Here is a 15,178-nt window from a genome sequence, read left to right on the forward strand (position 1 = left end):
GTCTGGACGACTGACAAATCCCTCAAAAGCATCACATTGAGAAAAATCTTAGCTCGCTAATTGACGTAGTTGATCTGGACGGAAACCGATGATCGTTTGCGCATCAGAGGTAATGACTGGCACACTTTGGAATCCTTGTTCTTTCAAAAATTCTAATGCTTCAGGCTCATTATCGATATTGATTTCTTCAAAGGCAATCTGATTTTCACTTAAAAAGCGTTTCGCCATTTTACATTGCATGCAGTTGTTTTTAGAAAATAGTTTGATATTCATAATTGTTTCCTCCGAGTTGTAATAGTTATAAACCTAGTATAAATAAGTCTCGGAGAAAGTCAACGAAAAAACACTATATCTTGTGCTTGTGAATTCGACATACACAATTTATAGTGTTTCTGTGTTTTTTATGCAAATGAAAAAAGCGGAAAATACGTAGAATTACAAGGTTTTTGCGTAATTATTAGAGGGGATATGCAATCAAAATGAGTAAAAAAAATCTCCATTGTGAAGGAAGATTCAAAGTTAAGTCGAAAACAGATTGACTTCCTGTGGAAATGGCTCTATTATAATGATAATCATTCTCAATTAAAGTGGGTTAATTAAAACAACACTTCACAAAAGGAGTAAGAACCAATGAAAATGGCGCAAACTCGGGCTTCTGGGACATACAAAATCGACTCGTTCGCAACAACCAAAGAAATCACGGTTCATTTAAACGATCTTGGCATTCGCACGGGCGTTGAAATCGTTGTGATACAAAAAGATCGCAAAGGCGGCATCATTTTGCACCAGGGAACGCGGATTGCTTTAGATGCAAGGGTCATGGAACAAATCGATGTCACAGAGATCCAGCAGCAAACCGTCATTACCTCTTTGGATCAGCTACAAGTCGGTGAAAGCGGGAAGGTCAATCAGATTGGTGCAAAAGGTGCTTTGCGCCGTCGTTTGATGGATATGGGTCTTACGAAAAACGTTCATTTGGAAGTAGTGAAACTGGCTCCATTGGGTGATCCAATGGAGATTCGGCTCCGCGGCTATGAATTGTCTTTGAGAAAGCAAGAAGCAGCGTTGGTTTTTGTCGAAAAAGGAGTCGAAACGGTATGACCTATCACTTTGCATTAGCAGGAAATCCCAATAGCGGGAAAACAAGTACTTTCAATCAATTGACTGGTGCCAAACAAACAGTGGGCAATTGGCCGGGTGTCACCGTAGAACGTAAAGCGGGGAGACTGCGAAAAGACCGGCACGTGTTGATCCAAGATCTGCCCGGGATCTATTCCTTGTCGCCTTATACGCCGGAAGAACTGATTTCCCGCAATTATTTGATGGAGGCATCGCTGGATGCGGTAATCAATATTATTGACGGAACTAATCTTGAGCGAAATCTGTATTTAACCTTGCAATTATTAGAAATGAATGTTCCCACCGTGGCAGCCATCAACATGATCGATCTATTAAAGAAAAAAGGCTTGCAGATCAACTTCGAAAAATTGGCTTACGGATTAGGGATTCCGGTAGTGGGGATCAGTGCTTTGAAACAACGTGGTTTAGCCAAAATGATCGAGGCAGCGAAGCACGCAGTCAACACACAACAGCTCCCTCCCCGCTACGATGATCGTTTAGAAGCTGGCTTGACCGAGATCATGGCGATTTTGCCAGAGACGATCCCTCAGCAGCAAAAACGCTGGTTTGCCCTAAAACTCTTTGAAAAAGATGAAGCGATTCAAGCAATGTGTAAACTGACTGATTCCCAGCAAGCAGTCATTCAGGAGACGATTTCGATTTTAGAGATGATCTTTAAAGACAGCAGTGACGCCATTCTCGTTAATGAGCGCTATGGCTTCATTGAAGAATTGTTGGCGCTGGCAGTCATCAAGGAAACAGATCAGCACTTAGCCTTCAGCGACAAAATCGACCGCGTGTTGACCCATCGCGTATTGGCGCTACCAATTTTTGCCTTCATTATGTGGGGAATCTACTATTTATCGATTCAGACGATTGGCACGATCGGCACCGATTGGGTCAATGATGTATTATTTGGCAGCTGGATACCCGAAACAGCAGCGCACTGGCTAGAACAGCTGCGGGTCGCCCAGTGGCTGCAAGAATTGATTTTGGATGGCATCGTGGCAGGGGTCGGTGCGGTCTTAGGATTTTTGCCGCAGATTTTCGTGTTGTTTTTTTGCTTGGCTATCTTGGAGGACTGTGGATACATGGCGCGGGTGGCATTTGTCATGGACCGGTTGTTTCGCAAATTTGGCCTATCCGGCAAGTCGTTTATCCCTATGTTGATTGCCACAGGATGCGGCGTGCCGGGGGTGATGGCAAGCCGAACGATTGAAAACGAAAAGGATCGTCGGTTGACGGTGATGGTCACGACCTTCATGCCTTGTTCTGCCAAATTGCCGATCATCGCATTGATCTCCGGAGCCTTTTTCCCTCATTATAGTTGGGTCGCACCATCGGCCTATTTTGTCGGCATGGGCGCTGTGATTTTTTCAGGGATCGTCTTGAAAAAAACGCCGCTTTTTGCAGGTGATCTGGCACCATTCATTATGGAACTACCAGCGTATCATTTGCCGCAGCTCACAACGATTTTGAAAAGTGCCTGTGATCGAGCCGTTGCTTTTGTAAAAAAAGCCGGTACGATAATTTTTGTAGCTTGTATCTTTGTCTGGTTTAACTCCAGCTACAACTTTGCCTTGCAGCGGGTCAGTGAAGACCAAAGCATTTTGGCCTTTTTCGGTCGACTTTTGGCGCCGCTTTTCGCTCCTCTAGGCTGGGGAACTTGGCGAGGCGCCGTGGCGACGATCACTGGCTTGGTGGCCAAAGAAAATGTGATCGGCACATTCGGGATTCTCTACGGACAAACCGGTGAGTTGTCAGAAAGTGGGACGGAGATTTGGCAAGTGTTGCGCGGCGATTACACTGCTGTGGCGGCATACTCTTTCCTCGTCTTTAATTTACTATGTGCCCCCTGTTTTGCTGCCATCGGTGCGATCCACCGTGAAATGGGGGACAGCAAGTGGACATGGTTAGCCATTGGCTATCAATGTGGCTTGGCGTACTGCGCCAGTTTGTTGGTCTACCAATTCGGACACGTCATCTTTGAAGGTGGACACCTCACGCTAGGTGTTTTTGCGGCAATAGTCATTGCTGGTCTATTAGTATTTGCTCTGGTGAAGAAACCATTCCGAGGGAGTGCACCCTTGATCCAAGTCGTAGGAGGCGAAAAATGATTGCTACAGTAATTCTAAGCGGACTGATCTTTGGCTATGGCGGCCGTGTGGTTTACCGCATGGTGAAAAAGGATCATTGTTCTGATTGCCACAGCAGTTGTCCCGTGAAGCATGAGGAAGCAAAGTAGAAAATAGCAGTTGCAAGTAAAAATTCGTGTGAAAATACCTACGGCTAGAAATACAATTAAAACGGTAGATCTATAGCCATGAATAGAGTGTTTGCCTTAAGAAGTTCTTAGTTTATTTAAGAGCTTCTTTTTTGTGGATGCAAGCAAAAGATCTGTCCATTTTTGGTTCACTTTTTCCTTGATAGAATAAGTTTTGTGAACTGCTCAAGAAGGTTATCGAGAAAAACTGGAGGCAAATAAAAAAAATAGCCAGTATACCTGGTCTTTTTGAGAAGAGCAGTTCACTTAATCTGGGAGCGTGTACAAACATGTGGTCTAAAATCGTCTATTCAGGCCGAAACTTTTCACTTATAGTGTGTGTATAGGAATTATCTCGAGAAATTCTTTACTAAGACCTAAAGAAATTTTTTTAGAAAGGAAATTGTCGTTTGCAAACTACATTATTAACAAAAGAAAACATTTTACTTCAGCAAGAGAGTACCAGCTGGCAAGAAGCAATCAAAAAAGCTGCCCAGCCGTTATTGAGGAATGGCAACGTTACAAAACAGTATGTCGAAGCGATGATTCAATCCGTCTTAGATGCCGGGCCGTATATCGTGCTTATGCCTGGATTTGCTTTGGCGCATGCCCGATCAGAAGATGGGGTTTGTCGCTTAGGACTAAGTGCGATGACATTAAATACCCCCATCTCATTTGGTTCGCCCAATGATCCAGTGAAAGTCATTTTCTGTTTAGCAGCGATAGACCCGACGAGTCATTTGGAACTGATGGGTGAGTTAGCAGAGGTTTTAGCAAGGGACAGTATCATTGATCGTTTAGCAAATGTGGCGACACCAGAAGCATTTATACAACTATTAGAAGAAACGAGGAGTTAAGATGGGATTCTTTCAAAAAAAGAAAAATGATGCATCGATCCAATCAGATGCAAAACCTAAGGCGAGTATTGGCAAGAAATATTTGATAGCGGTTGCATGCCGTGCGGGGATGGGGAGTTCAACGCTGCTTCACATAAAAGTAAAATCAGTGATTGAAGAAAACGGCTATCCCATTGAAACGATTCATGGAAACCTAGACGTCCTCATTGGTTTTACGGGCGATGCCTTTATGAGTATGGCAGATATCGCAGCGGAACCTGATTTTCAAAACAAACCTTATGAAGTCATAGGCATTCAAAATATTATGAGTAAAGAAGAGATCCAAGGAAAACTAGAAACATTTCTTGAAACGATGCAAACAAAATAAATTGATGGAGCGAGGAATAAATTGAATGGCAATTTTAGTAATGAACCAATTCAGAAATACTGCTGTGTTGCTAATGATTTTGGCTTTGATTGGGTTACTTGCACAAAGAAAGCCTGCGAAGGAGACCCTGAGCGGTGTCCTCAAAGTGGGCATTGGGTTTATGATTTTTAATATTGGTGGTGGTCATGTAGGAACGATTGCTGCAAATTTTGCCACGTTGTTTCAGACCGCATTTGGTGTTCAAGGGACGGTTCTGGCAGTAGAGCCTGCTACAGCGTTAGCCATGGATGTATATGGTTTTGAAATATCAATGATTATGGGGCTAGGGTTCATATTCGGATTAGTTATTGCGAAATTGACGCCTTTAAAATCAATTTTCTTAACCGGTCAGCATTATCTTTTCTTTGCTGCTGTCATTGGGTTGATTTTTATTTCGAACGGTATGCCCACTTGGGTAACAGTTATCTTTGGTTCTTTGGTGCTAGGTTTTGCAGGAGCAGGGCTGCCCAAATTGGCTCAGAAATATACAGATGAGCTGACAGGTAATGCAGGGGTTGCACTAGGTCACTTTAACTTGATTTTTTACTGGTTCTCAGGTGTCATCGGCAGTGTCATTGGAGGGAAAAATTGGCAAGCAAAGAAAGAGAAAGCAGCCAATCGCGAGCTTCCTGATTTCTTCTCCGTATTCCGAGATTTTGTCTTCTCTGTTGCATTTTTCATGATTATTCTTTTCTACATTGCAACGATCGCAGCAGTTTTAAGTGGTCATATGGATGTCGTTCAAGAAATGGCTGGCAACGACTTATGGTTCTTATATCCGTTGATTCAAGGGTTGCAATTTGCGGCGGGGATGTCTGTACTGATTTATGGTGTGCGTCAATTTATTGCTGAATTAACGGCTGCCTTCGTGGCGATCTCAGAAAAATATATCCCAGGATCAATGCCGGCAGTAGATGTTCCTGTGTTTTTCCAATATGCGCCAACCATGGTTCCTGTCGGTTTTATTACCTCGTTTATAGGTGGCTTAACAGCGACGTTCGCCATGGCTGCTATGGGTTCTCCCGTTGTACTTTTGCCAGCAGCTGGGATTGCTTTTTTCTCGGGTGGAACCATGGGTGTCTTTGGTTCAATAAGAGGCGGGTTGAAAGGGGCGATCATCGCATCCTTCTTAGGCGGTATTTTGCTGACTGCATTGCCTTTGGTGCTTTTCCCAGCTTTTTCTGAATTAGGCATCACAGACGCTGGATTTCCTCAAATCGACTACAATATTATCGGAATTTTACTAGACAAAATCTTAAAACTATTTAGTTAAACAGTATGATTAGCAAGGAGAAGGATGAATACCATTTCTCCTTGCTATAAGAAAGGAAAATCTGTATTGAATGAAAAAAACGTTTTGTTTGCATATAGTACGAATTTAAAAGCCCAAAGCGATGCTCAATTTTATCGGCTTGAAGACGAAGAAGTCTATCAACAGATGGTGAAGGCCAAAGAACTTATTCTCCATGCAGAAAAAAATCATAAGCGCGTTCATGTAACCGGCGTGGGAAAATGTTCCTATGTAGCAGGCTATGCAGCTTCACTTTTCTCATCTGTCGGTACACCCGCCTATTTTTTAGACACAACCGAAACCGTGCACGGATCGGCAGGACAAGTCGTGGCTGGCGATGTAGTGATTGCGATAAGTAATAGTGGGAATACCAAAGAATTAGAATATGCGCTTGCTACCTTAAAAGCTAATGGCGCTGTAATTTTAGCGGTAACAGGAAATGAAGATTCTTCCCTAGCTTCCTGTGCTGAAGTCACATTGTCTTCTTATGTTTCCCAAGAAGGGGACTCATTGAATAAACCGCCACGTTCCTCTGTGATTGCCCAAATGATCCAGCTGCAGATTCTGTCGGTGTTGCTGCAAGAAGCAAAAGAAATCAATTTAGAAGATTACCTTAAATGGCATCCAGGGGGAAGCTTAGGAGCAACGACAAAAAAGGAGCTTACACAATGAAAATCAGAGGAATTATACCAGCAATGGTCACACCATTAAATGAGAACGGCATCAATGAAGAGTGCACCAGAAAGCTTGTAAGGCATTTGATTGCTGGTGGTGTCCACGGGTTGTTTATTTTAGGAACCAATGGCGAATTTCATACCTTAAGCAAAGAAGAGAAAATCCAGTTTGCAAAAATCGTTGTCGATGAAGTATCGGGCAGAGTACCAGTATTTGCAGGTGCCGGAGACATCGCAACGAATAAAGTGATTGAATTAGTAAATGAGTTTGCAAAAATCGGCGTTGATGCTGCTTCCATCATAACGCCATATCTTTTGAAGTATACCGATGAGGAGCTGATTCATCATTACCGTGTGATTACTGAGCAAACGACATTACCAATCATTTTGTACAATATTCCGCCAAATACTAGAAATTTCATCAATCGTCATGTTTTCTCGGAATTACTCAAAATTGACTCGATTATTGGGATAAAAGATTCAAGCGGTGATCTAGAAAACTTCAAGGGCTATCTTGAATTAAATCATCGAGAGGATTTCTCTTTGCTGATGGGAAGCGACTCTAAGATTTTAGAAGCATTACAGTTAGGAGCAGATGGCTCTGTGGCTTCAACCGCAAATGTTGTGACGAAAACAGATGTGGCGATCTATGAACAATTTGTAGCTGGAAACATAGAACAAGCGCTGCAAGCACAAGCAAGTATTGATGATTTTAGAGAAGCCTGCAAATGCTCAACGATTCCGTCTGGGCTGAAATACTGTTTGCGGGCAATCGGACAGGATGTTGGGTTACCGAAACTGCCTGTTCTAGATCTTACTAAAGAAGAAAAGCAGCAAGTAGATCAAGTGCTTCAAAAATATGTACAAGCGGAAGGATTTACATTGAAAGTAGAACAGTAGGCTGCAGAAATGGGGGAATATTGATGGTAAAAATTGACTATAGGACGAGAAAGATGATGATGGCTCTGATTGAAAAACCAACCATCAGTTACGATTATCTTCAGCGGAATTATTCTATGAACCGCACTCAAATAGAGTATACCATTGATAAAATCAACCAGTTTCTATCTGCCCAAAAACTACCACTTAGCGTGAATAAGGAAAGTGTGATTCGACTTCCTGAGAAAAGCAAGGAATATTTGTTGGAGTCATTTTTACGTGAGCGTATGTTTAAATATTATGAGATGAGTTCAAAAGAACGAGGAAAATATATCTTTTTGACGCTCTTTTACTACGAGAAAGACTATCTGTCGGTCAACCATTTTTTAGATGCGTTAAAAATCGGCAAAACAACCTTTATGAGTGATCTGCGCAAATTACAAGCGGAATTACATGGGTACGATATTTCAATCAGTTATTCGAGAAAAGAGGGGTATCACTTAGCAGGTGATGAACTGATGATTCGTTACGCTTTATTTCGAATGATTTTGGAAGATGTGACTAGCAAGGACGATGATTTTATTTACCGTTACTTTATTCATAACGAACGAATACAATTGGCGGATGAGCAGGACACCTATCTTTCTCTTCTTTTAGAAAAACATGCGATAGAGTTAGTTGAAAATAGGTTGATTGAATTGAACTATATCCTTATTTTTTTATACCCAAGAATGGGCTTGAATGAATTTGATCTAAAGCCCTTTTCTAATGATCATGAGTTAGTAAAAATGAAGGAGTATCGCTTTGCTGAAGAAGTTTTAGAAAACGCAGGGGTGATGAATAGTATAGAAAAGAACTACCTCTGTGGGTGGGTCCTGGGAATGGCATTAGGAAATGAAAAGGAATGGCTTCAAGGAAATTTGGTCATCATTGACTTGGTAGAAAGAATCGTCGAGCGATTTGAATTGCTTTCAGGTATTCGTTTCAAGGATAAACACTCTGTCATCAAGCAGTTATATAGTCATTTTCGACCGACCTATTTCCGGATGCTGTTTCGATTACCGATCATCAATCCTATGCAGGAGAAAATTTTTGAAAAATATAATGATCTTTATCAGATCGTAAAAGAAACCTTGAGACCAATCAGTGATAGCTTTGATTCAAAGCTTCCAGATGAAGAAGTAGCCTTTTTAACAATGCACTTTGCGCTTTTGATCAGGAATTCTGAAGAATATATGGTGCAACAAAAAGTGGGGGTCGTTGTTTGCCCAAATGGTATTGGAAGCTCAGCAATCATTTACAATGAATTAAAGGAAATCTTTCCCTCTTTTATCTTATTGGGACCGATTGAAACAAGCGAACTATATTCATTTGATCAGTCGTACGATATCATTTTTACGACAAAACCCAACTTTCAACTTTATCCGTTAAACAAACCGATTTTTGTAGTAAACCCGATCATGTCTTACGAGGAACGAACCCAGTTATTTTTAGATGTCAAATTTGAAACCAGTACAAGTATCAAGCCCAATACTGTTACGATCGACGGCTTGATGCAAATTATTCAACAATATTCAACAGTTACTAGCGAGTCAGCTCTGCGACATCATCTAGAGAAATTTGTACAAGAGACCTGCTCGCCAACGGCATCTATCATGTCTCAAAAAGAGAAAAAGTCAAAAGAACCTGCAATGCTGTTGGATATGATGCGTCCAGAATTGATACAATTAAACAAAAAAGCCAGAACGTGGGAAGAGGCCTTTTATCTCGCAGCCAATCCATTGATTGAAAGAAAGATCATCACTAGAAATTACATCGATTCGATCATTCAACAAACCAGATCAGAAGGTGCTTATATGGTGATATTCGATCAAGTTGCCTTACCGCATACGGTTCCTGAAGCAGGTGCAAAAAAACTTGGCATGGGATTGACAACATTAGAATCTGAAGTATATGTCTTAGGAACGATTCCTGTAAAGTACATCTTTACTCTTTCTGCGTTAGACAGCAAGCAGCATCTAAATGCGATGACTCAGTTTATTACCCTTATTGAATCCAAAGACTTTTTTCGAGAATTAGAAAAACATGAATGTCCGGAAACAGTTTATCAATGGTTTGTAGAGCTTTTACGTACAGGGGATACGGAGTCCATATATGATCGGAAGTCTATCATTCATGATGAATGAGAAGAATCCTTAGCTAAAAATCGTAGCCTAAGATACTAAATGATACAAGACCTTAGACAACACAGACCTGCAGGAATGATTTTAGAGGAATCCACTGCTAAGAGATGTGTGAAACAGTTCGATTACGATCGGGCTGTTTTTTTATGCTTTGTAAAATGACCTATTAAAGGGCTGATAAGTATAGTATAATTATTTAATAAAAAGATATTATTTAGTGGGACTCGCAGAGAAGGAAGCAGGGAATCTAGGTAGAACGTAAACGAAGATAGATTTTTGATAAAGCAGAGTGAAAGGGTGAGGGTATGAGACAACAACGAAGACGGGAGCGTCAGAAAAGGCAGCGGATCATTGCGGGGTTAAGTGTAGCGCTGCTGGCAATCACACTTGGAGTGATTTATCTAGTGATTCAAGCGATAGGTATCCCCGAACAGCGTCTTACAGCAGAGTCGACAAAACCGACAAAAACAATGCAAGAAACAAGTAGTTCTACCGAAACAAAGCCAGCAATAAAAACCATCACAGTGACAGCTAGTGGTGATATGCTTTATCATACGCCTGTTTATTTAAGCGCTTACGACGGAAAGCGTTATGATTTTGACAACGATTTTGAGCAGGTCAACCCGTTGATTGCATCGGCGGACCTTGCTTTAGGTGATTTTGAAGGAACCATCAATCCTAATAAACCGCTCGGCGGTTTTCCCTTATTCAACGCCCCTATCGATGCTGTTGCCAGCATCAAAGACGCGGGCTTTGATGTGATCGATCTTGCCCATAACCATATTTTAGATACGGGGATCGAAGGAATCAAAACGACGGCGGCTGCTTTTCACGACCAAGGCTTGGCAACGATTGGTGTCACGGTCGACAACAGTGGAATCCTGGTCAAAGAAGTCAACGGGATCAAAGTTGCTCTCTTGGCTTATGCCTACGGCTTCAATGGCCTTGAAGAAAGCTTAACTCAAGCAGAGTATGATACCTACTTGAAAGACTTGTCGTTAGATAAAGTGGAGGCAGAGATCAAAGAAGCGGAAAGCTTGGCGGATATCACCATCGTGATGCCTCAGTCTGGTGTCGAGTATTCTTTAGAGCCAACGGAAGAACAACAAACTGTTTATCGGAAGATGATCGATTTTGGTGCTGATATTATCTTCGGCGGCCATCCGCATGTAGCAGAACCAACCGAAATCATCGAAAAGGACGGCGAAAAGAAATTTATCATTTACTCAATGGGGAACTTACTGTCGAATCAACGTTATGAAACCGTCAATAACAACTATTGGACCGAACGAGGCGTCATTCCAGAAGTTGAAATCTCCAAAGAAGGGCAGCGGACCTATTTAAGCCAGATTGCCTTGCATCCAACTTGGGTCTCCAAAGAACCGATCCCTGATCGTACCTATTATGATCCAGCATACGGCGTCTTGCAGGCCTTTGATTTTCAAGTCTGCCTTGCTGAAGATTATCTGCCAGATGGGCGATATGCCAAAAATGTCCCTGAAGAAAAGCGCCAGCGAATCGAAACCGCCTACCATGAAATGCTGGAACTGTTGGATTTGAAGTGGGAGCAGTGATGAGAAACTCAAAATGGCAAATACGGCAATCTGACAACGGTTGTTTTTTATAGGTTATCGAAAAAACGAATTATGAAATGAACGTTGATCCTTTCCACAAAACATGACACCATATCAGCATTTATGAACAAAAAATGACACCTCAAGCGGATAAAAATAAGTAATAATGTCAACATAAAGCATTCAGAAATGAGTCCGAATGGATTCAGTAAATGATTTCTGAATAAATGGGGAATGAAAGCAGGATGTGTCATGAGAATTATTATACTGACAAAAAACATATCATATGAGATTGATTTGCAGCGGGAGCTACAGATGTTGAGTCATGAAGTATTCGTAGGGAGAACTACGAAAGAGGAAGAGTGGTTGATAGAAAGCGCCAAGTTATTTGACTGTTTATTTGTTAGTGAAACAATTGCTGATCCAGAATTTTTATTGATCAATCAGACATTGGCTCCTCATTATCAACAGCGGATCGTCCGCATCTTGGCAGGGGATCGTGAACAAGAAGGTATGATTGCAAAGCTGAGAATGCCACGTACCTGAATCGCTCTTTTGTCGAGCTGAGAGAATTTTTAGCAGCTTTACCACCAAATAGTCGTAAATTAGAAAAAGCATCCGTTACAAAAGAATCCTTTCCTAAGTTTCTTAGTCTGCAAGAACAGATCTTTTTTAACAATTTAGGAGAAGAACAATTCATCAACCGGGAAGATTTGTGTTGGAAAATTTGGGGAAATGGTGGAACGAACTCAAGAAAATCCCAGTTGTCGATATTAGCGAAACGCATCAATGAAAAACTAGATGAATACGACTATACTGAAAAGCGGGTGCGAACCGCTTGGGGCAAAGGCTATATTTTACAATAAAAAGAACCAATGTGTGGTAAGAAGTGTATTGAAGCTTTTTCTATCACGAGTACACCTCTTTAAATCAGTCTATTTTGTAGAAGCGACTCTGTTTTCAAATTGAGTCGTTTTTTATATAAAAACATTAGTATTAAATGAGTGATGGTATTGAAAATTATAATAATGCTTTTTTTTAGTGTTAAAATAGAGATAATCAGTAATGAAAAGGAATACTGCAGGATCTAAAAAGTGCTTAGTAGAAAAGTGTTGTAGTATCTTTCAGAGGAGGAAATGGCGTGAAGAAGATTGAGTGTGTGATATTTGATTTGGACGGAACTTTATTGGATTCAAAAGAGTGCAGTGTTAAGGCAACAAAAGCAGCTTTTACAGAGATGGGACTCAAAGTACCCAGTGAAGTAGTCATTGAACACTATATGGGGATACCGATCGAAAAATCATTTTTTAAAATGTCAGAACAGCCATTAGATCAAGAAGTCGCAGCGGAATTGATTCGGATTTTTCGTGCCTATTACCAAACATATGAAGAAAGTACCTTGACAGTATTTCCTGAAATTCCCCATATCTTAGAGAGTTTAAATAAACGAAAGGTTCCTTGTTTCGTTGTTTCAAGTAAGAAGACAGCAGTCGTCAAGCGAAACTTGGCTGCTCAGGATCTTGTGGATTTCTTTGAGGAAATCATCGGCTCAGATGCGGTGTCCCACTACAAGCCTCATCCAGAAGGAATCAATCAATTAGTAACGCAGTATCAGTTTGATCCGACCAAGACGATCATGGTAGGAGATGCTATTTTTGATATTCAGATGGGCAAAGCAGCTGGTGTCAAAACCATCGCCGTAACGTGGGGCAGCCACAATGCAAAAAAACTTTCTGCCGAAAAACCAGATGCTGTGGCAGAGACACCGCAGGAGATTTTAGATTATATTTATGCTTGATCCATTTTTACTGACACTGTCCCAAAGTCCATTCTATTTTTGACCTGTAGCGTGATAAAATAGTATGGACTGAACGTCTTCTTCCAACAAAATATTTAAGGTTTCGACCAATGATCGATAGATTCGATTATTGGTTTTTTTTGGTATGGATAGGAGGTGTCTTTGTTCCTTGAAGCAACAACTTTAGCTATCTGTTGATTTTTATCGATATTGTAGTCATTTTCTTTTTACTAGAACCGATCTAGTTTCGTTCGAGCACTACTTTTTAGTAGAAGGAAACGAGTTGTCCGCCACTTTTTCACTCTTATTTCTCTTATTTAATAAAAAGTAATTATAAGAGGACACGAAAGGGAAACTATAATAGGAGTAACTGATTTTCTTAACGTGTCTGCACTGGTAAGAGCTAAGGACCCAATCACTTTTAGTCGTTTTTGGACAGCTAAGCTTCAATTTGTCTGAGCGAATAAAAACACCTAGTGGAAGAAAATCAAAGCGAGCAGAAGTGATAGCGCTACTTTCACCGAAAAAAACATAGATGTAAAGGAGTAAGGATATGATATCAGAAAATATCAAGGAACCGAAAGACTATTTGTGTTATTCAAAAGAAGTGTTGCTAAGTGTAGGGGTATTGACTGATTACCCAAAAATCTTCCATTATTATCAAGAACTCTGTGATGAATTTGAGCACATTTACTATGATCAATCAAAGAGTTTATTTGTTCAGCTCAAAGCACTTCTAGCAATAGATGCGCAGATTCAAATTTTACTGGAACTTTTTGAAAATAGTAGAACAAACTTATGCCAAGAGTTTTGTATGGATGAGCATGAAATAATTTGTATGATCAAAAATGATAAAAAATCATATTATCGCGAGCTTACAGGCCAAAAAAACAATCAACTACCAAAATGGAGCTTAATTTATTTAAGTGAGGAGTAAGCACAATTTAGGAAAATTCAACCATCTCAAGAAAAAACACATGGAGTAATAGTGCGATGAACACGGAGTAAAGGAATAGAAAGAGCGACCACAATAACAGAATCCCATCTTATGATCAATTAAAATAGTCTAGCGAACTTTCCTTGTGATTTGTTATACTAAATCTAAGTAGCTGATCTTGACACCTTGTATTCGGCAAGTACGTTCATGTGAGCGCTTTATTGATTGAGTGAGAAAAGAGGGAAAGAAATGACGAAAAAAATTGTCTTTTTAGATGTAGATGGAACATTATGTGATGACGCGGGGAACGTACCAGAAAGTGCACGCCAAGCGATCACAGCGGCACATAAGAAGGGACATGAGTTTTTCTTATGTACCGGTCGTTCAAAAGCCGAAATCACAGAGGATGTACTGACGCTGCCCTTAAGCGGAATGATTGGTGCCGGCAGTGGTTACTGTGAAGTACACGATGAGGTGATTTTACACAAAGTTTTTGAAAAAGAAGCTTTATTAAGATTGGTCGATTTCTTAAAAGAAAACCAAATCGAATATTATTTAGAATCGAATCAAGGATTATTTGCAAGTACCAATCTACGAAAACGCTTGCTGGAGATCGTTTTGGCAGGTGAGCCTGTTGAAAGTGAAGCAGGAAAACAACGCGTTCAAACTATTCAGTGGTTCCTTGACTTACTGATTGAGGACGAAGCGAAAATTGATTATGATGACGTGAACAAAGTTTCCTTTATCAATCATTCGATTCCTTATGAACGGGTCCATGACCAATACCACGATCAATTCCAAATGATTCGCAGTACGGTACCTGTTTTTGGCAAAGACAGTGGCGAGATCGGCATCAAGAATATCCATAAGAAAACAGCTATCGATTTTCTCTTGAACCATCTAGGAATCGATAACAAAGATACATTGGCGTTTGGTGACGGCCATAATGATGTCGAAATGTTTGAAGCTGTTGCGACAGGAATTGCGATGGGCAATGCCTGTGAACAGCTATTGGCAGTAGCTGACGAGGTGACGGCTCGACCAGAAGACGGCGGGATTGCGCAAGCGTTACAAAAGCACGGTCTTGTGTAGCCACCAAAAAGCATGTCTAGCACATGCGTTTTTATGCTAGTCAGGTTTCATAGTGACAAAGTTCAGACGACCTGCGAAATGACCGATAGAGTAGTTTTTTGCTCC

Annotated in this window: 16 protein-coding genes; 15 read left to right on the forward strand and 1 reads right to left on the reverse strand. The window is 40.8% G+C overall.

What is annotated here, in order from left to right; all coding sequences use genetic code 11:
- Positions 1-48: 48 nt before the first annotated feature.
- Complete coding sequence (gene nrdH / locus FJU10_RS14925) at positions 49-273, reverse strand: glutaredoxin-like protein NrdH (RefSeq protein WP_005225182.1); 225 nt, start codon at positions 271-273, stop codon at positions 49-51.
- Between the two features lie 357 nt (positions 274-630).
- Here nrdH and FJU10_RS14930 point away from each other — a divergent pair, with 357 nt between their 5' ends.
- From FJU10_RS14930 to FJU10_RS14995, 15 genes are all read left to right on the forward strand, one after another.
- Positions 631-1,101 (forward strand): FeoA family protein, encoded by a 471-nt coding sequence (locus FJU10_RS14930; protein WP_077454022.1) that lies wholly within the window; start codon positions 631-633, stop codon positions 1,099-1,101.
- Positions 1,098-3,236, forward strand: a complete 2,139-nt coding sequence (feoB, locus tag FJU10_RS14935) for a ferrous iron transport protein B (protein WP_140966254.1) — start codon at positions 1,098-1,100, stop codon at positions 3,234-3,236. The genes FJU10_RS14930 and feoB overlap by 4 nt, the downstream gene beginning before the upstream one ends.
- On the forward strand, positions 3,233-3,364 hold the full coding sequence (locus tag FJU10_RS14940) for a hypothetical protein (protein ID WP_005237465.1): 132 nt from the start codon (positions 3,233-3,235) through the stop codon (positions 3,362-3,364). Before feoB ends, FJU10_RS14940 begins: the two co-directional genes overlap by 4 nt.
- Positions 3,365-3,792: 428 nt before the next feature.
- A complete protein-coding gene (locus FJU10_RS14945) occupies positions 3,793-4,239 on the forward strand; it encodes a PTS sugar transporter subunit IIA (RefSeq protein ID WP_140966255.1) in 447 nt (148 codons plus the stop codon).
- 1 nt (position 4,240) lies between these two features.
- Positions 4,241-4,606, forward strand: a complete 366-nt coding sequence (locus FJU10_RS14950; protein ID WP_140966256.1) for a PTS sugar transporter subunit IIB — start codon at positions 4,241-4,243, stop codon at positions 4,604-4,606.
- A gap of 25 nt (positions 4,607-4,631) precedes the next feature.
- Positions 4,632-5,918 carry a PTS ascorbate transporter subunit IIC gene (locus FJU10_RS14955; RefSeq protein WP_016610457.1) on the forward strand — a complete coding sequence of 429 codons (1,287 nt, stop codon included), beginning with the start codon at positions 4,632-4,634 and terminating at the stop codon, positions 5,916-5,918.
- A gap of 24 nt (positions 5,919-5,942) precedes the next feature.
- Complete coding sequence (locus FJU10_RS14960; protein WP_140966257.1) at positions 5,943-6,608, forward strand: SIS domain-containing protein; 666 nt, start codon at positions 5,943-5,945, stop codon at positions 6,606-6,608.
- Positions 6,605-7,510 (forward strand): 4-hydroxy-tetrahydrodipicolinate synthase, encoded by a 906-nt coding sequence (gene dapA, locus FJU10_RS14965; protein ID WP_140966258.1) that lies wholly within the window; start codon positions 6,605-6,607, stop codon positions 7,508-7,510. The genes FJU10_RS14960 and dapA overlap by 4 nt, the downstream gene beginning before the upstream one ends.
- A gap of 23 nt (positions 7,511-7,533) precedes the next feature.
- Positions 7,534-9,675, forward strand: coding sequence for a BglG family transcription antiterminator (locus tag FJU10_RS14970; protein ID WP_140966259.1), 2,142 nt, complete (start codon positions 7,534-7,536; stop codon positions 9,673-9,675).
- A gap of 302 nt (positions 9,676-9,977) precedes the next feature.
- Positions 9,978-11,246: a CapA family protein gene (locus FJU10_RS14975; RefSeq protein ID WP_140966260.1), complete on the forward strand. Its 1,269-nt coding sequence runs from the start codon at positions 9,978-9,980 to the stop codon at positions 11,244-11,246.
- A 252-nt stretch (positions 11,247-11,498) separates the two neighbouring features.
- Positions 11,499-11,792, forward strand: coding sequence for a hypothetical protein (locus FJU10_RS19450; protein ID WP_223273082.1), 294 nt, complete (start codon positions 11,499-11,501; stop codon positions 11,790-11,792).
- A gap of 167 nt (positions 11,793-11,959) precedes the next feature.
- A complete protein-coding gene (locus FJU10_RS19455; protein WP_223273083.1) occupies positions 11,960-12,112 on the forward strand; it encodes a hypothetical protein in 153 nt (50 codons plus the stop codon).
- A 275-nt stretch (positions 12,113-12,387) separates the two neighbouring features.
- Positions 12,388-13,044 carry an HAD family hydrolase gene (locus FJU10_RS14985; protein WP_081119071.1) on the forward strand — a complete coding sequence of 219 codons (657 nt, stop codon included), beginning with the start codon at positions 12,388-12,390 and terminating at the stop codon, positions 13,042-13,044.
- 553 nt (positions 13,045-13,597) lie between these two features.
- The gene (locus FJU10_RS14990) at positions 13,598-13,981 is read left to right on the forward strand and encodes a DUF7006 family protein (RefSeq protein WP_077454012.1); all 384 of its coding nucleotides are present in this window, start codon (positions 13,598-13,600) and stop codon (positions 13,979-13,981) included.
- A gap of 249 nt (positions 13,982-14,230) precedes the next feature.
- Positions 14,231-15,073 carry a Cof-type HAD-IIB family hydrolase gene (locus tag FJU10_RS14995; RefSeq protein ID WP_140966261.1) on the forward strand — a complete coding sequence of 281 codons (843 nt, stop codon included), beginning with the start codon at positions 14,231-14,233 and terminating at the stop codon, positions 15,071-15,073.
- Positions 15,074-15,178 lie beyond the last annotated feature (105 nt).

Source organism: Enterococcus sp. OL5 (assembly GCF_006491895.1).
GTDB lineage: Bacteria > Bacillota > Bacilli > Lactobacillales > Enterococcaceae > Enterococcus_D > Enterococcus_D innesii.

Excerpts from the sequence above, each read along its gene's own strand:
- nrdH (WP_005225182.1), bottom strand. The coding sequence starts at position 273 with ATGAATATCAAACTATTTTCTAAAAACAACTGCATGCAATGTAAAATG.
- FJU10_RS14930 (WP_077454022.1), top strand. The coding sequence starts at position 631 with ATGAAAATGGCGCAAACTCGGGCTTCTGGGACATACAAAATCGACTCG.
- feoB (WP_140966254.1), top strand. The coding sequence starts at position 1,098 with ATGACCTATCACTTTGCATTAGCAGGAAATCCCAATAGCGGGAAAACA.
- FJU10_RS14940 (WP_005237465.1), top strand. The coding sequence starts at position 3,233 with ATGATTGCTACAGTAATTCTAAGCGGACTGATCTTTGGCTATGGCGGC.
- FJU10_RS14950 (WP_140966256.1), top strand. The coding sequence starts at position 4,241 with ATGGGATTCTTTCAAAAAAAGAAAAATGATGCATCGATCCAATCAGAT.
- FJU10_RS14955 (WP_016610457.1), top strand. The coding sequence starts at position 4,632 with ATGGCAATTTTAGTAATGAACCAATTCAGAAATACTGCTGTGTTGCTA.
- FJU10_RS14960 (WP_140966257.1), top strand. The coding sequence starts at position 5,943 with ATGAATACCATTTCTCCTTGCTATAAGAAAGGAAAATCTGTATTGAAT.
- dapA (WP_140966258.1), top strand. The coding sequence starts at position 6,605 with ATGAAAATCAGAGGAATTATACCAGCAATGGTCACACCATTAAATGAG.
- FJU10_RS14970 (WP_140966259.1), top strand. The coding sequence starts at position 7,534 with ATGGTAAAAATTGACTATAGGACGAGAAAGATGATGATGGCTCTGATT.
- FJU10_RS14975 (WP_140966260.1), top strand. The coding sequence starts at position 9,978 with ATGAGACAACAACGAAGACGGGAGCGTCAGAAAAGGCAGCGGATCATT.
- FJU10_RS19450 (WP_223273082.1), top strand. The coding sequence starts at position 11,499 with ATGAGAATTATTATACTGACAAAAAACATATCATATGAGATTGATTTG.
- FJU10_RS14990 (WP_077454012.1), top strand. The coding sequence starts at position 13,598 with ATGATATCAGAAAATATCAAGGAACCGAAAGACTATTTGTGTTATTCA.
- FJU10_RS14995 (WP_140966261.1), top strand. The coding sequence starts at position 14,231 with ATGACGAAAAAAATTGTCTTTTTAGATGTAGATGGAACATTATGTGAT.